The following is a 23,459-nucleotide window of genomic DNA, read 5'->3' as shown; positions in this document are numbered from 1 at the left end:
TTATTGATTAACCTCTATTTCGATATTGCCGCTAAGCGGAAAACTGCAGCACAGCAATCGTTCGTCGGACTCCAATTCAGCCGGCGTTGTATCTACACCTATAATTTTAACATCACCTTTGACAAGACGGCCTTTACACAACAAGCAATTACCTGTTTGGCAGGAGTATGGCATTTCTATACCTGCATCCAGCCCCGCTTCCAATATGCTTTTACCCTTAACTACTTCAACATCAACGGCTCTCCCTTCCTTTATCAACCGCACCGTTTTTGTAAAAACATCTTCAAAATCCGCAGGATTGCGCACTACTTCAAAATCTTCTGAATATACATTGTTTGCGTTTATCTGCAAAGCGAATATCGCCTCTTTAATCGACTCCTTCAATCCTGAAGGTCCGCAAATGTAATGAACGGTGTTTTGCAGATTGCCTTCCTGCTGGAGTACCTTGAGCACTATGTGAGGATCTATCCTGCCCTGCACCAAACTTGGACGAGCAGGATCAACAACTAATTGTGTATGGAAGTGCCATGTAGAAAAAGAAGAAAATCTTTCTTCTAATTGTGTTATATCGTCAATAAAAATAGCGCTTTCGGCATTTCTGTTACCGTAAACAAGTGTTATATGCCCGGCAAGTTTATTATAGAGGGCGTATTTTGCAATCGATATGAGTGGAGTAATACCACTTCCGCCTCCCCATAACACCAGGTGCGTATCGGTACTTAAATGGTCTTCGTTCAAGACGAAGTCACCCATTGGCGGCATTACTTCAATAATGTCACCTACGTTTAACTTATCTACAATATGGTTCGATACTATTCCTCCTTGTACCCGCTTCACGGTCACTGCAAGATCTGAATCAACACCTGGCGCCGAAGAAAATGAATATGGACGTATATAACGCCTACCATTGATCCGAAAGACAAGGGTAAGATATTGACCCGCTTTGTACTTTACTTTTTTTAATGCCGGTTGCCTGAACAGGATTGTTGTTGTATCTCCTGTTTCTTGCTTTAAACCTATAATTTTTAAAGTAAAAAACTGCAAAGTAAGACTTATGACATTAATGAACTAAATACTTTTTTAACAACTAAGAATATTGTTGCTAATACCGTTCCAAGTATTAACCCTATTATAATACCTTTTATTTTTGAGATTTTGTTTACCGGTAAAGGTAATACGGGTTGATCTATCATTTGTATCAATGGTGTCTCCTGCCTTAGCGATATTTTAGAGATCTCCAGATTCTTCACGATCTCTGCATAAATAGCTGTACTAGCCTGAACATCCACCTGCCGTTTTTGTGATGGAACCCTTAAGCTGGTGAAAGCCGGGTTTGCATTAGGAGAAGCGTCTATTGCAGAAGCTACACCACTAATTGAATAACCCAATACCCGTTTTACGCTATCTGCTTGTTTTTGCAGAACAGCAATGTTCTGAGAGCTTTTTTTAGTTTTTGTTTGTGTATAAAAGTCATTTACAGTTTCTACCAGCTTGTTATTAAATGCTTTTGCGAAAAGCTCATCCTTAGAATTTACATCCACATTAATTACACTTAATTTCTTATCCGGCTTTGTCACAGATAGCACCTTCTTGTTAAACTCATCAGTAATGTCTGTTATGATACTGTCTTGTACCCTTGTAAATTTGCCAGGATCACCCGTGAAGGTTACCGTAGCACTACCATCATTTGCTTTCCACCTTTCACGAAGTTTGTTAAAGTCTATATATCGTTCTATAAGCAGCTGTTTACGTCCATCTAAACTTACTTCACTCAAAAGGGTTTTTTCAATCATCACCCTCGACTTGTACAACTGCAATATATTATCTCCTTGAAAAATCCCGCCGGCAGTCCCGCCTAGATCAATGCCCGCTAAAGATGCAAGCCCCGCATATTGGCCTAAGCCACCACCTTTCGAACCGTCTTCAAGAACAAAACTACTGGTTGCAGTATAAACCGGTTTTTTTACTAGTGCGTATGCAAGACCACCAGCAGCACCAATCAGTGCTGCTAACAGTAACGTAAGCCATTTGCTTTTAAGATATTTAATTCCCCTTGTTAAACTAACCAGTAAATCTTTAATGGACAGTTCATTTTCACTCTCAGGCATAACAGATTCCGTTTCCTTAACCATTATTTACTTAAATTGATTATGCCCAATATAATTGCACCTAGCGACGCTAACCCCCCTGTAATGCCTATTATTTCTGTCGGCGATATACCACGTTTTTCAGGCTTTTTCGTCACGTAAATCTCGCTGCCAGGACGAACCTTTGGGTGTGAGTTAAAGAACAGGAACTTACTTGTTCCTTTTACTGTACCATTTGGATACACCACATATGCCCCTTTTTTGAGGGCGTTGGGAGAATACCCCCCAGCGTTGAGTACATAATCGTGAAAAGATTTACCTTTTTCATATACAACTGCGCTCGGGTAAAGTACTTCACCATTTACACGTACCAACTGCTGCTGCTTCGGTATCCTAATAACGTCATTATCCTCTAATATAAGATCACCGCTGAAACCAGGCTGCTGCAAGATCTTTTTAAGATCAATTCCAACGAAGTTATTTCTTAATTGCGGCGCTTCCACATTGGTTGAATCCTTGTAGTTTTTTTTCAAACGGGTCAATCTATCCAAACGTTCCTTTTCTACCGCACTGGTATCTATCCTGCTCTTATTTATTCCCAATATTGCAAAATTGTCGCGTTTAAGTGTTCCTCCGTCAGCGTCAGCTGACGCTGTTACACCACCCGCACGGGCTATAACGTCAGATATTTTTTCGTTTTTACTTTTTATAGTATAGTAACCAGGGTACAGCACCTCGCCTTCTATCTTAACGGTTTTTTGTTTTTCGTATCCAGGCAAACTGTAAACTGAAACAATGTCATACGGCTGAAGTTTAAAATTTGCAGCACCCTGGTTAAGTTGTGAATTAACATCGACGGTGAATACCTGAGCCAGGTTGCTAGATCTCGACGAAGGATCGCTATTATCAATCCTTCTCGACACCTCAATCCGTTTAGGGCTGGCACCAATTGTTAACCCCTCGGCTTTAACAATAAGATCTTCAACTGACATGCCATCAGAGTAATTATATTCACCCTCGTTACGTACCTCACCTTTGATGGTCACCATGTATTCATCTCTCAAGTCAAATATTGATGATATATTGATCACGTCCTCGCGTTGCAATGGGATATCAGGTACAGTTTTGTTGATAATAGCACTGACATCAAATGAGATTAACTCGGTTGTATTATCAGTTTTTAATCGGGTTATGCTTGCCCGCCCTGTAAAAGCATCTTCTTTAAGTCCGGCAGCATTCTTTATCAATTGAGATACCGTAAGTCCCTTTTGAAGTTCATATTCTCCGGGGCGGAATACTGCACCTTTAACAATAACCCTGTTCTCGTAACGCTCCAGAATACGCTCAACAGTAAACTTATCTCCCCGTAAAGGAATGTAGTTTTTATAATCTGCCTCAATAACGTCAGTAATACGTCGTTGCTGATCATCAATTTGAGATACCTTTATCCTGCCGGTAAAAGCCTGATCGGTAAAGCCGCCTGCAAATGTTAATACATCTTGTAAAGTTTCGCCAGGAAGCACTTCAAACAAAGCAGGGGTTTTCACCTCACCAACTAATTCTACTCGCGTGCGATAAGTGGGCACGCGAATAATATCCTGATCCTGCAAACTGATGTTGCTTTTCTGATCTCCTTTTACAAGAAAGTCGTACACATCTAAGCGACGAAATATTTTATTATTACGGTATATTTCAATTTGCCTGAAAGAGCCATTATCGGTGGGCCCACCGGCTGAAGACAAAGCATTAAAAGCTGTAGCAAGCGACGGCAATGTATAAGTACCGGGCTTTACCACCTCGCCCACCATCACAACCTTTATGCTACGGATGTTACCCAGTGTAACCGACACATTGGTACCACGCCCTACAGCATAGTTATTAGCTGCAAGTTTTGCCTTAATGGCGGATGTTGCTTGCTCAATTGTTTTCCCCGAAACGTTTAGTATACCTACGCCGGGTATATTAATGTTACCTTCAGGAGACACATCCAATTTCCAGTTCACCAGAGATGCACCATAAACGTTAATATTCAATTGGTCTTCAGGTCCAACTATGTAATTTACTGGAGTTGCAAGTTTAAGGTTAGGCTCGAAAGTAATGTTGCTGTTACGAAAAAGGTCGGCTCCGAACACTTTCGGTATAAACATGTTCGCAATTTCCAATTGTTTCTTAGTTGGATTAGATGTTGAATCTGCTTTATAATTAAGAACGCGAGTAGGAGACTGATCAGATGGTGGCTGCTGCTGTGTCTGGTCGACAGTTTTTATACCACTTTTCCTTATTGCAGTGACACGATCCTGTAAAATTTTACTCTGTTCGGCTGACAATCCCCGTGATTGTAAAACTTGCAGCAACTGTGCATCTGAAAGTCCGGTAGACTGCGCTTGCTGTAGTATTTGTCTCAGTTGTGTATCAGAAATTTCATTAACGTTTACGCCTGAGAGATTTTGCGGTAAATTTTGTGCTTTAACAATAGGGCATACACAAAAACAAAAAAGCGCCAGAACAAGTACAAGAATAGGTCTAAATAAATTCATATCTTTAAATTGATACCTGAGTAGTTAATTGCAGGTAAGTCCGCCATTTTTAACAATAACTTCAAGCTTAAACTTCAATCATCATCAATAGCATAAACAGCTTGCAAATATATATTTATTTTAAACGATGATAGTAAACTTGTAGTGCTACTTTGCTACGTGCATTATTTGTCCAAAAAATGCAAACGATTTGTGTATTATCAACGTTCGTTACAACTCAAACACTAATTTCGACACGATGAATTATTTTGATTTTTACAATATTGCCGAGTCTTTTCACCCGGATACAGCAGCACTGAAAAAACAGTTTTACACCTTGAGTAAGCAATATCATCCGGACTTCTACGCAAATGAAGATGATAGTAAACAACAAGAAATACTGGAGCTCTCTACTCTTAACAACAAGGCCTACCAAACACTTAACGACCGAAATAAGACCCTGGAATACATATTAAAGGAGCACAACCTGGTAAATGAGGGAGCAAAACCACAATTACCTGCAGATTTTTTGATGGAAATGATGGACATCAACGAACGGCTAATGGAGGTTGATGATGTTGCCCAACTTGCTGAGGTGACAACAGAAGTGCTTGCTATAGAGAGCGATATTCACGAAGCACTAACTACGCTGACGGCAGATTACGAAACGTTGGATGACACTGCAAAGGAAAGCAGGCTTAACGAAATTGCAAATATTTACTACAGGCAAAAATATCTGTTGCGTATTAAAGAGAGTTTAGATACATTTGCAGCCCGCTTAGGTAATTAGTTACCTGCAAATGCCCAGATGGCGGAATTGGTAGACGCGCTGGTCTCAAACACCTGTGGGAAACCGTGCCGGTTCGACTCCGGCTCTGGGTACGACCCTCTTTACATCAGTAAAGAGGGTTTTTTGTTTTAAAACACCCCCTTTTTGTCGCAAACAGACCTACATTACTGTAAGTTATCGCCTATTTTTGATTAGAAAACAATTTATCACCAGGTTGATGAGAACAGTATCCTTTGCCATAAATATAAGCCTTGACGGCGTTTGCGACCATACGCTTTTTAACCAAGACCCGGAAATTCATGAGTACTTCACTGAAGTGATGAATGACGTGGACCTTATCTTCTTCGGACGGATTATGTATCAGCTTATGTTTCCTTATTGGGCCAATGTGGCGAGGGATAAATCCGGCACATATGGTGAAAACAAATTTGCTGAAAAAATTACTTCCATTTCAAGGGTCGTTGTTTCCAGATCATTAACTACATCAGATGAAAACACAAGGATAATTCGTGCAAATCCTGTAGAAGAACTTTTGCAACTGAAACAACTTCCCGGCAAAACAATTTTTGTAGATAGCATAAGCATGCTTCCTGAATTGATAGCAGCGGGACTTATAGATAAATTTAAGCTGATGGTCCACCCGGTTATATTGGGTAGTGGACGAAAATTATTAGATACCGGCGATCTGCAGGAAAAGCTTGACCTTAAGCTGATCGAAACTATAACTTTCAAGTCCGGGTGTGTGGCTCTTCATTATTATAAAAAATGAACAATGTAATCATAAGGCTCACCCCTTGCAAACGTGAGTTATTGTAATAACGATGATATCATCAGCTCAAGTGTTCTTTGGTTATTGCCATCTATACTAAAGTTCTTAAAAATTATTTTTCCTTCTTTATCAATCAGGAAGTTTTCGGGTTCTCCACGAACTCCATAACTCTTAGCTGCAAATTCCGGGTTGCCACGCAGTGGTATAAACGAGAAGCCGCTGTTTCTCATAAAAGGCAGTACATAAGAATATTGTTCTGGCGTAACGTTAATGCCGAGGTAAACCAGATTCTTATTCTTAAATTTGTTTACAACTGCCTGGAAGTACGGAAACTCTGCCCTGCACGGGCCACAGCCCGGAAACCAAAAGGTAAGCAGCACAACTTTACCTTTCAAGTCATTCAGCTTCAACTTATTTTTTCCGGTGTATAAGCCCAATTCAAATGGAAAAGCCTGTACCGCTGAAGCTTCTCTTATTACTTTTATGTCGTTATTTATTTGCGGTTCCTCTTTACCCATTTGATGAGCGTAAATCCTTATCGCACTGTACAATTCATCGTTGGGTAATTTGGCAAATCTTAACACCAGGTTGTCGTAAGCATCCTTTACATCGCCTGACCTTGCCAGCAAAGAAGACTTTTTCAACTCAATAAAATTCCTGATGTAATTCCATCTTGGCAGGGTTATCAGCTTAAGCTGATTTAAAGCTTCTTTGTAATTTTTCTCTTGCTCTAATTTGTTGATTTGTATTAACGAAAGGGCAACTTGTTTCCTAATCTTCCAATCTTCTTCTTCACGCATTTCGGAGGCTAGCGAGAGGGCCTTTTCAGGATCCGTTTGAAGGTATATATCAGCCAAACTGGTCATACCCTCATACGACCAGTTAAATTTTTGCGGCGGATAAAGTGTGCGAAGATCTTCAAAGTATTTTCTCTTTATATCCATGTTTGTGGCATCTACTGCCAACCAGTACAGCGCTTGTGCACCACGTTCATTCTCAGGAAATTGTTTTGTAAAATCATTTACCTTCTGTTTGTAAACATCGGGGTTGCTATCTTTAAGGTACATTAGGTTCACGTAAGCATAAGTAACATCTGCCGGATCTGCAATGGCGGCTTTTTCTATATAGTTTTTCGCGAGCGCACTTTGCCCCCACCTTTCCGCATCTGCAGAGAGCATGTACCACACGTTTGCATTTTTGGGATCAAGTTCTGCGGCTTTCAGCAGAAACTCCCTTGCCTGCGCCATTTCAGCGTTATTAAACACTGTACCAATCGCCAAAGGGATATTTACATTATCGGGGTGGTTCATCATCCAGATCTTATATTGCGGAATAAGCTCTGGATTTTCCAAGCCCATTGCATATATAAATTTTTTCTGTGCTTTGATGCTGTCAGGGTAAGCTTCTGCTACTGCCTTTGCAGCTTTAATTTCAGCCGCAGGTGCGGGTCCTTTTCTGACTGGCATCTGAGCTAAAACCTGCATACTGCACATTATAATTAATGCGGTGTTTGAAATATTTTTAAGTAAGCCTTTCATGGTGTAGTGGTTGTATCAGGGAGACAAGAACCCAATATACTTACAATAATTAAATTACATGATGGAAGATTAACAAGAATGATTGCATAATAAGGTTCTCAAAATAAAACCCTGTGAGAAATTCTCACAGGGTTCCTATATTCTTATTACGAACTCATTACTGCTATTTTAGAGTCTCTGTTTTAGGCTGAGTGGTGATTTGCTTGATGAAAGATGTTTCTTCGGGCTTATAAGGTGTGCCATCCTTATGGAAAATGTCGTGAAACCACAACTTTGGCTCACCTCCCTGTGGCATTGGCGTATCCCAAGCGTAAATAGTATTGGTTTTACCGGCAACTAAACCCCAGTTTATCGCTCCGATATTTTCTTTTTTAAGTAAAGGTAATATGGTTTGGAACGTACTATTTCTTGAACGAGCCATGTATTCAGTACATATTAATGGTCGGCCATGAGTTTTTAGCAACTGCAAAACACGCTCATGTGACTTTTCATCTTCGTATTCATGATAGGTGATAATATCTGAATTAAGCGCCTGAAATGCGTTTAATTTTTCGAAATCCCAGGCCCATAAACCTACAGAAACCGGCTGGTCAGGATTTACATCTCTGGCCCAGGTAAATACTTTTGTTAATAAGGCTAACGAGGTATCACGCTTAGTACTGTTTCCCGGCTCGTTATATAGATCCCATAAAATTACCCGTTTATCGTGCTTGAACTCGCCCATAACATCTTTAAAGTACCCTTCTAACTGGTTAAATTGTTTAGGGTCTTTTACCTCCCTTACGCCAGGGTCTTGCGCCCATCCGGAGTTATGGATACCAGCTTTTGGTGCAGGCTGCTTGCCAGGTTTAGGGTTTGGGTTCCAGCAATCGTCAAAAAACACCAATATGGTTTGTATATGATGCTTATTAGCAATCTCCAGGTATTTGTTCACCCGGGACTTAAAACCTTTGGGATCTACACCGTAAGCAAGGCTATGTAAAAACACCCTCATGGTATTAAAACCAATCCCTTCGGCATATCCAAGCTCTTTATCAATCGTCGCCGGATCAAACGTATCAGCCTGCCACATTTCTAACTGGTTTATAGCAGTACTGGGAATAAAATTAGCACCAATCATCCATTTATGTTCGGCGTACCATTTGTTAGCTTTATCTACGGTCCATATTTTACCCTTATCAATCGGCTTTACTTTAGCCTTAGGTGCCTGTGCTGATGCCGTAGCCGTTGCAAAAAAAACCAGTAACGGTAATACAACAAGGTTGCTTAGTTTTCTCATGATCATATGTTAGTTGTCCTTTTTGTTTTTTAAGATAATAGTTTGATTTCGAACTGCAGGTTTAACGTTACTTTTTTTTAAGCCGCTTCCCTTGGGCGGTTTAGCTTTTACATACACCATGTCCGACGGTGCTTTTATAGCAACTCCTGTTTTTACAGGCAAGCCAAAATTAGGCGTACCATCCTTATTCCAGGTAAACATTTGCATGCGCGGTGAGCGCTGGCCGCCACAACCACAACCTGGCTTTGAATTGGCATGGTAAAGTATCCAATCCTCTTTACCATCGGGTGATTTAAAGAACGAGTTGTGTCCCGGGGCGTAAACACTGTTTTCTTTACTTTGCTGAAATACCGGTTTAGCATTCTTTTTCCATGATTTCGGATCTAAAAGATCAGCAGAAGCCGGCGCACTTAACATACCCAAAGCATAGTTATCTGTCCAGCATCCACTTGCAGAATAAATCAAGTGTATTTGGTTGCCATGTACCAATACCTCTGGTCCTTCGTTTACGTTTACATGCGGAGGGTTGTTCGCATCGTACAGGTCTCCTACCATCTCCCAATCATACTCCGGCTTTGAAATGCGTACACGCTTTCCATCAACTGTCCACGGGTTTTTTAGTTTCGCAATATAAATATCCTGCTCGCCATTTTCATCTCCTTCCCAGCCAGACCATATTAAATATAGCTGCCCTTTGTACCCAAACACCGAACCATCAATAGCCCATTTGTTTGATGCTTCTTCCAAAGGCCCTTTAAAAATCCATGTGCCTAACAATGGGTCAGCCGATGTATTCTCTAGAACGTACAAGCGGTGATTACGATTTTTACCATCATCTGCAGCAAAATACATGTACCATTTGTTATCTATAAAATGAATCTCCGGCGCCCATAGTTCCCGGGAAAAACTCTTACCTGTAGGTGGCACCCAAATAGTTTTTTTGGGTGAATTCCTCAGGTCGGCAATATCCTTTGTTTTCCAGATAATAAGACTGTCGCCTAACGTATTCGTATAGTAGTAATAGCCGTCTTTATACGTAATCCATGGATCAGCGCCCGAAGGCAATATTGGGTTTGTGAATGTTTTTAGTTTTTTTGTTTGTGCCAGAGCGCTTGAGGTGCATAGCACATTACAGATCAGACCAATAAAAAATAGTTTAACAAAGTTCAATTTCATCTCCGTCGTTATCCTTCGTATTGTAGTAGCAAATATTTTTAGCAGCAATCACTAGTGGGTTATGTGGCCCTCTTTCCAGTATACTTCACTATGTCCATCGCTAAAATTCCTGGTAGTTACCAAAACAACCGTATTTTGGTCTTTCAGGAACATTGAACTGTAGTAGGCGCCCTCACCTGTAGGCAAGTTAGGCCACGGATCATTTACACGGCTAAAGTTTTTTGCTGTGCTGTTGCCTTTGTACACCATCATTGTGCTTTTCTTCCAATCGCTGCCAATGTTTCTTCCACCTGCATCCTGTGTAGATAACAAGGTTTCACCAGTGCTTAGCTGCACCATAAACGGCGCACCACCAAATATCGCATCGCTTGTGGCAAGCCACCGTCTGCCGTTTTGGGTAGTACCAGTTGTGTTATAGTTCCATTTTGCATCCGTCGATGACCAAAGCACCCATGGCGAGTTGGTGTTATTAACCGATTCAATAGGGAAGACTATACCTTTATTGTTGTTTAACACCAATGGTGTTGCCATACCGTCGCGGTCGCCAGGCGAATAGGCCACGCGCTTTGGTGAAGACCAGGTGCTGCCGTTATCTGTAGAATGTATCATTAAAATGTCCTGTTCCGGATTTCCGCTGGGCCACCAGGCAGCTTCACTAGAGTAAAACATTTCTATATCACCATCTGCCAGTTGTACCATCCCTGGCTCCCATGAACGGCCTGTAGCAATTATCTTCGGATCGCCCCAGTTCAACCCATTGTCTTTGCTGATACGTATCTGAACGTTGTCGTGTGCGTTGTCATCTGGATTACCGCGGCCAACATAGGCCAGCATCAGCCAGCCATTGCTCATCACCAGTATCTCGGGATTAGAAAATCCGTAGTAACCCGGCGTGCTGCTGTTCATGATAATCTGAGCGGCACCCCATGTGGTACCGTTATCTTCGCTGCGCCTGATGGCGATGTTATTCCAGTAATCGGCTGTGCCGCCACAATGATAGGTAAGCACAAGTGTATTGGGTCCTACCCTGTGGATTCTGCCATATTCCGCATAGTAAACATCATGTGAAATTTTCCTTGCTGAAGCCTCCCAGGTTATGTTGATTGCGGGGGTGGCATTATCCACCTGCGGCAGATCGTCGGCATGAGTAGTGGGTACTGTTACAGGCGGTGTTACCGGTGGTTCTAGTATTGGTGAAGGGCCATTCTTTTTACAGGCTGACAGCCCAATTACCACGCTAAGGGTAAATATAAGTACTTTTTTTTGTAGCTTCATTTAAGGTAGATTAACTGCTTAACAAATTATAGAGGGATGAGCATCGCTACTCATCCCGTAAGAACCTATTTAATAGCCAGGGTTTTGTTTTAAGTTGGGATTGATGTCAAGATCTTGCTGCGGTATAGGCAACAACTCGTGTTTACCTTTAACAAAGTTTTGGAAGCCAGCATCACGTGTTGAAAGTGGTTTGTCAAGGTCGCCCCAACGCGCTAGGTCATTCCAGCGGTGGCCCTCGCCTGTAAGTTCGGTAACGCGTTCGTGCTTAATTTGCGCCAGGAACTGGTCATGGTTCATCCCTGGTTTAACAGATGTTAATGTGGCTAATCCCGCGCGTTGCCTTACCTTATCTACATACTGGTAAGCCTGCGCTGTTGCATTGGTTTCATTAAGGCATTCTGCATACATCAGCAATACATCTGCGTAACGGATAAAGCGGTAGTTGTTTGGCGAGTGAAAACTATCACCTGTTGCGGTCCCGTTTTGGTCATTTAGCATTTTCCTGAACCAAACATCGTTGTTAACGGCGTTACCATAACGTTGCGTAAATGTTTGCCCGTAGATAAGAGAGAAATTGGGACCGCGTTCATCAGTGAAAGCGTATAAATAAGTAGCTGCAAGCCTTGGATCGCGCTGGTTACCGGTAGTTCTTTCTCCCTCAAACTCGGCAAGTGGCCACCTCCTGGCCTGCCCGTCAGTAAAACCAATTGGCCTAGGTGCAAAAAATGGCGGTAGCGATGAACCATAGTTCAGGTTATCCTGGTTGTTAGGATCAGTATCGTCATCGTGGTTGTCATTAGGATTAAGCGCGTTGTTGTACTCGAAAACCGACTCAGAATTATTTTCTGTTGTCGATAAAAAGTTATCCTGGTAATTACTTGTTAAAGTATACACCCCGCTTTGTATTACAGCCTGCAGTGGAGCCAAGGCTTCCTGGAACTTACGCTGTTGCATAAAGGCCTTTGCCAGTAAAGCGTTTGCAGCGCCCTTTGTTGCCCGGCCTACGTCGGCACCTGAATAATTAGCGGGAAGATTCGCGGCAGCCTCAGTCAGGTCTTTTTGTACTTGTGCCCACACCTGGTCACGGCTTGCAGTAGCCGGTAAATCTACCGGTGTTGAACTTTGCAGTTGCAGGGGAACATTGCCCCACAGCGATGCCAGATGAAAATAGAACAACCCACGTAAAAACTTTGCCTCTGCTATGTAGCGCGCTTTTAAGCCAGCATCCATGCTTATATTAGGCACATTATCAATAACCTGGTTGGTTCTTGCTATACCGATGTAAAGGTCGGCCCAGATACCTGTATAATTACCGTAGTTATAATCATTGTTGATAAACAAGTCGAAGTTGTTTTGAAGGTTAGCATCAGGACTGGTACTCCAGCCCTCATCTGAACGGACGATGGTTGCAAAAAAGAACCAGCGGCACAATCCGGCACGGTGAAAAGTACTGTATATCGAGTTAACGCCTTTTTGTGCATCGTCAGCCGTTTTCCAAAACACAGCTGTAGTAGGCTGATTTGGATTAACAACATCCAATTTTTTACAGCTGGTTACACCAATAACCAATGCTGCTATAGTTAGTATGATCGTTTTTTTCATTTCTTTAACAATTAAAATTAAAACCCAAAGCTGACACCAACCGAGTATATACGATTTGCCGGCCAGTTACCAGCATCCACACCACGCTGTAATAAACCGTTACCAACCAAGTCAGGGTCTAAACCTTTGTATTTAGTGACTGTAAGCAGGTTTTGGCCGCTGATAAATATTCTTGCATTTTCTACATGCAGAGGTTTTAATGCAGCTTTACCAAAAGTGTAACCAATCTCGAGGTTACGTATGCGTCCGTAAGAGCCATTCTCTAACCAACGCGAACTTTCAGGCGTGTTGTTATTGGCTATACCGGGATCGCCGTTAGCAATACCTAACCGTGGATCGGTAGTGCTGGTGTTAGTTGGTGTCCACGGGTTTATGTCTGCGCGGAAGTTAGAGTTCTGATAGCCGTCGAGTATTCTCCTTATATCGTTATAAATAGTAAGCCCGAATATGCCCACCAACTGCAGATTAACATTGAATTGCTTGTAGGAAGCATTGAATTGCAAACCTGTTTGAAGCGTTGGCCAAGGCGATCCGTTAAACACACGGTCGTTATTATTTATTGTACCTTTTCCGTTAGGATCGGCATAAAACTTCACGTCACCTGGTTTTGCAAATGGTTCTATCAGGCTACCATCAGCACGTTTGTAGTTGTTTATCTCGTCTTGAGTTTGGAATATACCAAGCTCTTTCAAAACATACCATTGGCCAAGCGCATAACCTATTTGCGAACGGGTACTACCCTGTTGTATATAATTAACGCCAACCCCCTGGTTACCCAGAGCCAATACTTTATTTTTAATGGTGGTAACATTGCCGGATATACTCCATTTAAAAGCATTATTGTTGTTGCGGTAGGTTGCCTCTACCTCTATACCTTTATTGCTTATGGACGCCGCATTAACAGGCGGGTTGCCGCCTGCGTTGCCGAGAAATTGCCCTAACACCTGGTTAACCAGTACGTCTTCCGATTTGTTATTGTAAACGGAAGCTGAAACAGACAGCCTGTCGTGAAATAAACTTGCATCAAAACCTATGTTTGTTTCTTTCCTCTTTTCCCAACGCAGGTCAGCGTTATATAAAGTAGACTGGTAAGCTCCACCGAATATTGCATCTCCCGCAAATATCGCACGAGGAGAATTATTAATTAAACCAATGTTTTGATAGGAATTAATAGTGTTGATACCCAGCACACCATAAGAAGCATTTATTTTTAGATTGTCAACCCAATCTGCTTTAAAGAAATCTTCTTTACTAAGCCTCCATGCAACTGCAACTGAAGGAAAGAAGCCGCTGCGGTAATTAGGCCCGAACCTTGAGTCCTGGTCAATACGCCCTGAAGCCGTTAACAGGTACTTGTCATTATAGGTATAGTTTACACGACCCAGGTAAGAACGTATCCTGTCATCCTGCGCCACACGACCGGACACGGAAGGAGCGCCACCTGCTGAGTTAATTTCTGTAAGATATTCGCCGGTAGACAATACGGTTAAATTCGTTTTCCGAGCCGATGTAAGGTCACGGTAGGAGCTTTGTTCGCTAAAACCAACTACACCGTTAATATTGTGTACGCCAATGGTTTTGTTAAAGTTGAGCGTATGCTCCAGTAATATGTTTCTAAAACGTTCCCTATCCTGATCAATATAGCTCAGTTCGGGCTGTTGCGCATAAGAGAATATGCCGTTTTTACGAAAGTCGCGATTATAGTCGAAGCTGGCTTCCAAACCTACGTTAAACTTATAGTCCAGCCAGTCAAATACGCGGAATTGCGCAAAAGCGTTGCCCAATATTTTAGCATAGTTGTTGTACCCCTGGCTTAGATCATTTACAGCCAGTGAATTGTAGGCATAGGTAACATCGCCGCCATTATCAGCTGTGCCGGTGCTATAACCCATTGGGTTAACATTGTTGTTTGTTTTAAAGCCATTACTTTGTACCGGCACTGTTGGTAAAAGCTGCGGAAGATCATAGAACGGGTTACCCCTGTTAGGGTGATAGTTATTGCTATTGCTTAACATGGCGTTTTCGCCAAAAGTGAGCCTCCCTTTTTTTGTTTCAGTGTTAATGCGAAGGCTGGCACGATCGAATGAGTATGCTTTTAGCACGCCCTGGTTGCGGAAATAACTTCCGGATATCAGGTAAGTTGAGTTGTCTGATCCGCCTGACACAGAAAGATTGTAATCCTGGTTATTACCGGTACGTTGGTTAAGGTCCTGCCAGTCAGTATTTACAGCAGGGTTAAATGCAGACCCAATGCTTGCAGGAACAGACAGGCCGGAATTGGTATAAGCCTGGCTTTTGGTAGCTGCATATTGTGTGCTGTTCATCACATCCCACTGCTTAGGTATACGCTGCTGACCATATTTAGCAGTAAAGTTTATTTTAGTAGCGCCCTTTTTACCTTTTTTGGTGGTGATAATTACAACCCCATTTGCCGCACGCGAACCGTAAATCGCCGCAGCTGATGCATCTTTTAATATCTGGATGGATTCTACATCGTCATTGTTTACGGTACTGTTTGCATCTGCTATCATCCCGTCTATCACATATAACGGAGATGCATTAATAAAGCTCGCAACACCACGGATCTCAATCTGGGAGTTTTGGCCAGGCGCCCCGCTGCTGCGTACTGTTACGCCGGGGCTTAGACCTTGCAATGATTCGGCAACGTTGTTTGCAGACACGCGGTTGGCCTCGGTCGGGCTTATAGAAGAAATTGCTCCTGTGAGATCGCGCTTCCGGACAGATTGATATCCAATAACAACCACTTCGTTAAGTGAGCGGGCGTCATCCCGCATCTGTACATCAATCACCTGCTGATCGGCAACTCTAATCTCCTGAGGCGTAAAACCGATAAATGAAAACACAAGCGTATTTCCGCTTGCTGCTGCAATCCTGTAGCGGCCATTAACATCGGTAACCGCACCAGTAGTGCCGGTACTTTCCTTAATTCTGACAGTAACTCCCGGAAGCCCTTGTCCTGTTGCATCAGTAACTCGGCCGGTAATCTGTCCTGATGTTTGCGCCATTGCAGGCGTAACAGCAAAAATTATTAATAGCAAGTAAATAAAGTGAAATAATTTGGAGCTTGAAGGCCGGGCTTCGTCTCCATAAGGTGGATGATTGCGCATCAAACCCAAATTTTGAGGTAAGAGTTTTTTCATATATTATTAATTGGTTAGTAGTAAAAGTCCTATGGGAGGACAATAGGTTAATGATTCTTAGGTCAAAGATGAATGAATAAAACAGAGTGCCGCTTCACGTGCGTATCAATCTTTCATCATTTTGTCTCAATTTTCATTTTAGTAAACAATTGTTGTTATTTTTAAATACCAATAATCAAACACATTCTTTCACCAGCTTTTTTACCGATAATTAAATTTAATGCATCTGTACTCCCGCCGGAGCCTTAAAAAGCTTACAAATTGTTTATTGATAATTTGCGCATCAACTACAACGCTATTAGCCCAGTCATACTCTTTTGTGCATTACCAGGTAGAAAACGGACTTTCAAATAATGCCGTGTTAAGCAGTTTGCAGGACAACAAAGGCTTTATGTGGTTTGGCACAAAGGACGGACTGAACCGTTTTGATGGGTATACTTTTAAGGTATTTAGAAACGACGCTAATAAAAAAGGAAGCCTGGGCAATAATATCATCTACTGCTTATATCAAGATAAAGACGGAAGACTTTGGGTAGGCACGGACAGGGGCATTTACCTGTATAACGAGCTCACAGAAGGGTTTACACTTTTTAACTTAGGAACAGACGACGAAATACGGGACATTAAGGCTGACCGTAGCGGTAACATATGGTTTATAGCTGGCATAACTTTGCACAAATACAACCTTGCAAAACGTAAACTAACCGTTTACAATAAGCAAGGTATTAACGCGGTATCAATGGCTTTTGTTAATGGTGACCTGTGGGTATCCACAACAGCGCGGTTGGTTACAAAGTACGATGCCAATACCGACCATTTTACATCGGTTGACGTTTTTAGCCACTCCAAACCATGTACGGCTTATTGGATTCAAAAACTAGCTGATGCAGGTAATGGCAATTTGCTGGTTGGAACATCTAACCAGGGTATTAAGTTGCTTAATACTACTGCCGGAACATACCGTGACGTTATAACCAATAATGAGGATAAAACCGAAGTGTTTGTTCGTGACTTTATAAAGAAAAGTGGCAATGAATACTGGGCAGCCACAGAGTCGGGCATATATAACTTTAACTTAAATACAGGTAAAGCAGCCCTTTTGCATAAACAATACAATGACCCATATTCGTTAACCGATAACGCGGTATACACCTTTTGTAAAGATCGTGAAGGCGGCATTTGGGCGGGTACTTATTTTGGCGGGCTAAATTATTATGCTAAACAATACAGTTATTTTGAAAAGTACTTTCCAAAGGTTGGAGAAAATTCGCTGGCGGGCAACGCGGTCAGAGAAATAGCTTCTGATAAAAAAAGCTTATGGATTGGCACAGAAGATGGCGGCCTAAGCCAGTATGATATAAGCAAAGGGTTTTTTAAAAATTTCAAACCTTTGGGTAAAGCTACAGACATATCCACTTCAAACATTCATGGTTTGCTAAATACGGACAAAGAGTTGCTGATAGGCACCTTCGAGCATGGCCTTGATATATTGAACAAAGGAAGTGGGAAAGTAACAGGGCATTATACTGTTTTTTCGGATACAACACTAAAAAGCAACTTCTTCTATACGTTGTACCAAACCCGGTCAGGAGCAATACTTGCCGGTACAACGCGGGGGTTGTACCAATACTATCCCTCAACACATAAGTTTAGGTTAATCACCAACGTACCAACTACCGCTTTTTATACCAGCATTATGGAGGACTCAGCAGGAGACGTCTGGGTTGGCTCCTACCGGGAAGGACTGTTTTACTATAATTGCAAGATAGGAAAATCGCAACGTTATATCTACAATGTAAATGATAGCCATAGCATCAGCAGCAATAAAGTAAACAGGATATTTGAAGATAGCAGTGGTGAGATATGGGTTGCAACTGAAAACGGACTTTGTAGATTCAACAAAACGGAGGAAAATTTTGTAAGGATTACTATCCAAAACGGGCTACCAAGTAATGTTATATATACGATGCTTGAAGACAACGAAAGAAATCTTTGGATAAGTACGTCAAAAGGCCTGGTTAAGCGCGACAGCCATACAGGTAATTTAAAAACATACACCAAAGCGGATGGATTGTTAAGTGACCAGTTCAACTATAACTCGGGCTATAAAGATAGCATAGGCAATTTGTATTTTGGTTGTGTGAAAGGCATGATCAAATTCAATCCTGCCAATTTCGTCATCAATACCTATAAACCACCGGTGTACATAACCGGCTTTCAGGTAAATAACCAGGAGATCGAAATTAAAAAGGATTCACCATTGTCGCGTTCTGTGAGCTTTACAGATACTGTGAAGCTCCAGTACAATCAATCCTCTTTCAGTATAGATTTTGCTGCTTTAAGCTATACCTCACCCCAAACCGCAGGTTATGCTTATAAAATGGCCGGGTTGGATAAAGACTGGGTATACTTGAGCACTAACAGAAAGGTATATTTTACCCGCCTATCAACCGGCACTTACCATTTCAAAGTTAAGGCTACTAACAGCAGCGGCTTGTGGAGCCAGTACAACGCATCGCTTACCATTATAATTGATCCACCGTACTGGGCAAGTATTTACGCTTGGTTAATTTATGGGGTGCTTCTTGCTTCTGGAATTTACATTTTTGTGCGAAATTATCACCGGGCGGTCAATGAAAAAAACCGACGCAAAATAGATCTGCTGGAAAATGAAAAGGAGAAGGAACTTTATCATGCGAAAATTACTTTTTTTACTCATATAGCTCACGAGATACGCACCCCATTGACGCTCATAAAAGGCCCTATGGAGAAAGTTATGCATAAAGTTGCGCTTTTCCCCGACGTCAAAAAGAACCTCACCATCATGGAGCGTAACATAGACAGGCTTCTTACCCTTACTAATCAGCTGTTAGATTTCAGGAAAACCGAAACACATGGATTTTCGCTAAACTTTGTAAAAACGGATATAAACGAATTTATCAAAGATGTCCTTCTACGCTTCCGTCCTACTATAGAGCACAAAAAACTGCAGGTTAAAAACACATTGCCGCATCATAGTTTTTATGCCTATGTTGACACCGAAGCGCTAAATAAGATATTATCAAACTTAGTTGATAATAGCCTTAAGTATGCCGTAAGCAAGGTGTCAATCTCTTTAACACCAAATGAAGATGACAACACATTTACCATACTAATAAAAAATGATGGCCCGCTTGTTCCTTTTGAGATGAAGGACAAAATATTTGAAACATTTTACCGGATGAAAGAGGCAGAGAAACAATCCGGCACCGGTATTGGTTTACCATTATCACGTTATTTAGCAGAATTGCATAAGGGATCACTCGACTGGAATTCGCCTGACAATAACATGAATATTTTTGCGCTGATTCTTCCAATACATCAGGATATTGAATTTAATATTTAGCGTTTATGGACAAACCGATAGTATTATTGGTGGATGACAATGAAGAAATTTTAGACTTCATAAGTGAGGATTTATCTGCCGAATACATAGTGCTAACAGCTAGCAACGGAGTGGAGGCTTTAGATAAAGTAAGAACTGAAGTTGTACACCTTGTAATTACTGATGTGATGATGCCAGTGATGGACGGTTTTGAACTGTGCAAAGAAATAAAGTCTGATATTCACAGTAGCCACATACCAGTGATAATGCTCACTGCAAAACATACGCTGCAATCAAAGATTGAAGGACTTGAGATAGGCGCGGATGCCTATATAGAAAAGCCGTTTTCACCGAAGCATCTGCAAGTCCAAATTGCTAACCTGCTAAAAAATCGCAGCAAGATAAAAGCTTATTTTGCCAGCTCGCCCCTGGTACATGTAAATACCATAGCATACTCTAAAGCTGACGAGTTGTTCCTGGACAAGTTGAATGATGAGATTAACAAAAATCTCACCAACCTAAACCTTGATGTAGAACAGCTAGCGGAATTAATGAATATGAGCAGGCCTACATTATACCGAAAGATAAAAGCGATATCCGACCTCACTCCTAACGAGCTTATAAACGTTGCACGGTTAAAAAAAGCCGCTGAGCTACTTTCAGCAGGAAGCCACAAAATCTTTGAGATTGCCGAAATTGTAGGCTACACCTCTCAAACCCATTTTGGACGAAACTTCATTAAGCAATTTGGGATGCCCCCGTCTGATTATCAGAATAAGCTAAAGACGGAAAAAGCCTGAATACAGAAGTGTATTCAGGCTTTTATATTCTCTAGATTATTTATTAGCGTTACTTCACGGGTGTAATAACAATATTGCGGTAGTCTATAGGTCCATGATCTCCCTGTATAAGGATCGGTCCTGGTTCACCTTCTTTGCTGTCTATTGCACCACCGGTGATGCCTGGAATAATCTGATCACAAATAACAGTAGTACCATTTGCAACTACAGTTACTTTGCGGCCAACCAAGGTAACGTCATACGACTGCCACTCCCCTGGGTTTTTGGCCATCATCTTATTAGGCGGCAAAAATCCATAGATTGAACTAAACTGATTATTTATCGGTTCTGGCTCTCCGCTTTTCGTATCAATTACTTGCAATTCGTAACGCCCCCTCAGGTAAACACCACTGTTGCTACCTTGTGGGTACCTGAACTCGATATGTAATTTAAAATCGGTGAACTTCCTGTCGGTAATTAAGTTAGATCCCGATTTTGGGCTTCTTAATACACCTTTCTCCACTACCCATTGATTTTTGCCCTCAGTGTGCCAACCCTTGGTGTCTTTGCCGTTAAATAAACGTACAGGTGCTGCCCAAACCGGCACCTTAGTTCTTGCGAGCAAAGGCGCACGTTCACCTTTGAACTCATAAGTTTTACCATCCGTATAAACCATTGTTCCTTTAATAGCATTGCCGCTTACTTCAAATTGGAAATCCATATTACGGTTTCCCTCCTCCCACTGTGGTGGAATAGAAAAGCTAAACTTCCCGTCAGCAGGTTTTACTTCAGATATAGGTCGGGCACTGCCAAATGCATAAGTATACCTGCCTATTAAGGTGTGTGTACCGGATTTTTGAACTTCCAGCCACGATGGCAATTCCTTACAGTCCTTTTGTATAGTTAAATCCCAGCGACCAATTACATCGGGGTCCTTATTTAATTCAGCTTGCTGGGCTGATAAATTTATAGCTGAACAGGAAAGCAGCAATGCTGCAACAGAAGCCTTAAAGAGTCGGCGCATAAGTTTGTATTTAGATAGTTTATAATGGTGATGAGGTAAAGTTATAAATATTGTATTTAAATCATCAACCCCAATTAAGGGTTGCTCCCGAAAACGTTTGCGTTAAAATAAGCTCAATTTTGTTTCTATATAAAAAGCTATAATTGTACAATTGCGAGTATAATAAACCTTTGGCACTCTGCCTTACATCATCTATGGACAATTCGTTTTCGTTAAAAAATAAAGTAATTGTGGTTACCGGCGCTACCGGTATTTTAGGAAATGCATTTGTAAACGGTATTGTTGAAGCCGGCGGTGCTGTTGCTATACTTGGACGCAACCGGCAAATTGCCGAAGAGCGCGCAAATGCTATAAACAAAAACGGCGGCCGGGCATTGGCACTGGTGGCGGATGTTTTGGACGAAGTTGCCTTAAATACTGCGAAGAATACAGTTCTCGAGCGTTTTGGTAAAATAGACGGGCTTGTAAATGCCGCGGGTGGTAACATGCCCGGCGGTGTGCTACAGCCGGAGGAAGACCTTTTCTCGATGAATATGGAAGGGATAAAAAAGGTTCTTGATCTAAACCTTTGGGGCACCCTCCTGCCTACGCAGATATTTGGTGAAGCTATCGCTAAAACCGGAGCGGGTAGTATTGTTAACATTTCATCCATGAATTCCAAACGGGCAGTAACCAAGGTACTAGGCTACAATATGGGCAAGGCCGCTGTGGATTGCTATAACCAATGGTTTGCGGTAGAACTTGCTAACCGATATGGCGATGCCATACGAATGAATGCTATAGCTCCCGGATTTTTCCTTACAGAGCAAAATCGTAATCTGCTGACCACACCCGACGGAGGCTACACTCCCCGTGGCCAATCTGTAATCCGCCAAACACCTTTTAAACGCTTTGGCCATCCTGATGAACTTATAGGCGCATTAGTTTGGCTGCTAAGTGATGCATCCAAATTTGTGACAGGTTCTATGATATGTGTTGATGGTGGATTTTCGGTATTCAGCGGCGTGTAATATGTTCAACCAAGCACATAAAACAGGATCAGTATTAACGTTTGGGGAATTACTGCTCAGGCTTTGCCCTGATGCTGACGGCAATTGGCTTGGTACTAACAAGCTCTCTTTTCATGTTGGCGGAGCAGAACTTAATGTTGCAACCGCGTTGGCTTTGTGGGAGGTCCCCTCTAAATACTTTACTGCGTTGCCGGATAATGGAGTTTCCGATCAGCTGTTATCGTACGTAGCTAACCGAGGCATTGATGTATCAGCCGTCCACAAAGGCGGTTCACGGCTTGGTTTGTTCTATCTGACCCAGGGAAAGGACATGAAGCACAATGCCGTGATATATGATCGCGCGGGCTCTTCGTTTGCTGAGCTGAAAACCGGCGTAGTTGATTGGGACAATGTTTTAGATGGTGTAAGCTGGTTTCACTTTAGTGCTATTTGTCCCGCATTGTCGCAAATCACGGCAGACCTGTGTGAAGAAGCCTTGCAAGCAGCATCAGCAAAAGGAGTAACCATATCGGTAGACCTGAACTATCGTGCAAAATTGTGGCAATACAGCAAGCAACCGCATGAGGTTATGCCAGCACTTGCTAAATATTGCGACCTAATAATGGGTAATGTATGGTCTGCTGAAAAGTTATTAGGCATACCTGTAATGCCTGATATACATAAATCAGGACAGCGCAGCATCTATCTTAAAGAGGCCCTTTCAAGTTCGCAGGAAATCATGAGCCGCTATCCGAAATGTAAAGCTGTAGCCAATACGTTTAGATTTGATTATGGTAAAGGCATAAAGTATTATACGGCTTTGTATACTGATGGGCAGTTACATACATCGGCCGTTTATAATGCCAACCACGTAGTAGATAAAGTTGGTAGTGGTGATTGCTATATGGCCGGCCTCGTTTATGGCTTTTACAACAGGTTCTCTCCATCTGAAATCGTGGATTTTGCTACAGCAGCGGCTTTCGACAAGCTATTTATTGAAGGTGACGCAACTACCAGTACTGTAGAAAAGATAAAAAGTTTAATAAAGCCAAATATTTAACGCCTCGCGTCCCGCTAACACCAATGATAAAAACGCCGCTTTGTAAAAAA

16 protein-coding genes and 1 tRNA gene are annotated in these 23,459 nt (G+C 41.9%); 7 read left to right on the top strand and 10 right to left on the bottom strand.

Annotated features, from left to right (window positions below):
• From AC59GT_RS07850 to AC59GT_RS07840, 3 genes are read right to left on the bottom strand one after another with little or no spacing between them, the layout of a single operon-like run.
• Entirely contained in the window at positions 1-1,044 is a 1,044-nt protein-coding gene (locus AC59GT_RS07850) for an FAD-binding oxidoreductase (protein WP_497237117.1), read from the bottom strand.
• Positions 1,045-1,052: 8 nt separating this feature from the next.
• Positions 1,053-2,132: a lipopolysaccharide biosynthesis protein gene (locus AC59GT_RS07845; protein ID WP_497237116.1), complete on the bottom strand. Its 1,080-nt coding sequence runs from the start codon at positions 2,130-2,132 to the stop codon at positions 1,053-1,055.
• The gene (locus AC59GT_RS07840) at positions 2,132-4,624 is read right to left on the bottom strand and encodes an SLBB domain-containing protein (RefSeq protein ID WP_497237115.1); all 2,493 of its coding nucleotides are present in this window, start codon (positions 4,622-4,624) and stop codon (positions 2,132-2,134) included. Before AC59GT_RS07840 ends, AC59GT_RS07845 begins: the two co-directional genes overlap by 1 nt.
• A gap of 238 nt (positions 4,625-4,862) precedes the next feature.
• On the opposite strand from AC59GT_RS07840, the gene AC59GT_RS07835 reads away from it, so the two are divergent.
• The 3 genes from AC59GT_RS07835 to AC59GT_RS07825 all read left to right on the top strand — a co-directional run bounded on the left by AC59GT_RS07835 (position 4,863) and on the right by AC59GT_RS07825 (position 6,162).
• A complete protein-coding gene (locus tag AC59GT_RS07835; RefSeq protein ID WP_497237114.1) occupies positions 4,863-5,393 on the top strand; it encodes an iron-sulfur cluster co-chaperone HscB C-terminal domain-containing protein in 531 nt (176 codons plus the stop codon).
• A 12-nt stretch (positions 5,394-5,405) separates the two neighbouring features.
• Positions 5,406-5,485: transfer RNA gene (locus AC59GT_RS07830), tRNA-Leu, on the top strand.
• Between the two features lie 125 nt (positions 5,486-5,610).
• Positions 5,611-6,162: a dihydrofolate reductase family protein gene (locus AC59GT_RS07825; RefSeq protein ID WP_497237113.1), complete on the top strand. Its 552-nt coding sequence runs from the start codon at positions 5,611-5,613 to the stop codon at positions 6,160-6,162.
• Positions 6,163-6,200: 38 nt separating this feature from the next.
• Here the strand turns inward: AC59GT_RS07825 and AC59GT_RS07820 are convergent, their stop codons facing one another.
• The 6 genes from AC59GT_RS07820 to AC59GT_RS07795 form a co-directional block, all read right to left on the bottom strand.
• Positions 6,201-7,628: a redoxin domain-containing protein gene (locus AC59GT_RS07820; RefSeq protein ID WP_497237112.1), complete on the bottom strand. Its 1,428-nt coding sequence runs from the start codon at positions 7,626-7,628 to the stop codon at positions 6,201-6,203.
• Between the two features lie 235 nt (positions 7,629-7,863).
• Positions 7,864-8,979 (bottom strand): glycoside hydrolase family 2 TIM barrel-domain containing protein, encoded by a 1,116-nt coding sequence (locus AC59GT_RS07815; RefSeq protein ID WP_497237111.1) that lies wholly within the window; start codon positions 8,977-8,979, stop codon positions 7,864-7,866.
• 9 nt (positions 8,980-8,988) lie between these two features.
• The gene (locus AC59GT_RS07810; RefSeq protein WP_497237110.1) at positions 8,989-10,155 is read right to left on the bottom strand and encodes a glycoside hydrolase family 43 protein; all 1,167 of its coding nucleotides are present in this window, start codon (positions 10,153-10,155) and stop codon (positions 8,989-8,991) included.
• Between the two features lie 51 nt (positions 10,156-10,206).
• Complete coding sequence (locus AC59GT_RS07805) at positions 10,207-11,430, bottom strand: sialidase family protein (RefSeq protein ID WP_497237109.1); 1,224 nt, start codon at positions 11,428-11,430, stop codon at positions 10,207-10,209.
• Between the two features lie 69 nt (positions 11,431-11,499).
• Positions 11,500-13,032 carry a RagB/SusD family nutrient uptake outer membrane protein gene (locus AC59GT_RS07800; RefSeq protein ID WP_497237108.1) on the bottom strand — a complete coding sequence of 511 codons (1,533 nt, stop codon included), beginning with the start codon at positions 13,030-13,032 and terminating at the stop codon, positions 11,500-11,502.
• 17 nt (positions 13,033-13,049) lie between these two features.
• A complete protein-coding gene (locus AC59GT_RS07795; RefSeq protein ID WP_497237107.1) occupies positions 13,050-16,193 on the bottom strand; it encodes a SusC/RagA family TonB-linked outer membrane protein in 3,144 nt (1,047 codons plus the stop codon).
• 220 nt (positions 16,194-16,413) lie between these two features.
• On the opposite strand from AC59GT_RS07795, the gene AC59GT_RS07790 reads away from it, so the two are divergent.
• Together AC59GT_RS07790 and AC59GT_RS07785 are read left to right on the top strand one after the other, a co-directional pair.
• Complete coding sequence (locus AC59GT_RS07790; protein WP_497237106.1) at positions 16,414-19,578, top strand: ligand-binding sensor domain-containing protein; 3,165 nt, start codon at positions 16,414-16,416, stop codon at positions 19,576-19,578.
• Between the two features lie 5 nt (positions 19,579-19,583).
• A complete protein-coding gene (locus AC59GT_RS07785) occupies positions 19,584-20,357 on the top strand; it encodes a response regulator transcription factor (RefSeq protein WP_497237105.1) in 774 nt (257 codons plus the stop codon).
• 49 nt (positions 20,358-20,406) lie between these two features.
• Here AC59GT_RS07785 and AC59GT_RS07780 read toward each other — a convergent pair whose 3' ends face one another.
• Entirely contained in the window at positions 20,407-21,360 is a 954-nt protein-coding gene (locus AC59GT_RS07780) for a 3-keto-disaccharide hydrolase (RefSeq protein ID WP_497237104.1), read from the bottom strand.
• 194 nt (positions 21,361-21,554) lie between these two features.
• Here AC59GT_RS07780 and AC59GT_RS07775 point away from each other — a divergent pair, with 194 nt between their 5' ends.
• Together AC59GT_RS07775 and AC59GT_RS07770 are read left to right on the top strand one after the other, a co-directional pair.
• A complete protein-coding gene (locus AC59GT_RS07775; RefSeq protein ID WP_497237103.1) occupies positions 21,555-22,370 on the top strand; it encodes an SDR family oxidoreductase in 816 nt (271 codons plus the stop codon).
• Between the two features lies 1 nt (position 22,371).
• Positions 22,372-23,409 (top strand): PfkB family carbohydrate kinase, encoded by a 1,038-nt coding sequence (locus AC59GT_RS07770; RefSeq protein WP_497237102.1) that lies wholly within the window; start codon positions 22,372-22,374, stop codon positions 23,407-23,409.
• Positions 23,410-23,459: the final 50 nt, after the last annotated feature.

The organism is Mucilaginibacter sp. 320_HR (assembly GCF_059691875.1).
Note: the sequence above shows the minus strand (reverse complement) of the source record. Positions and strands in the feature narration are given on the sequence as shown.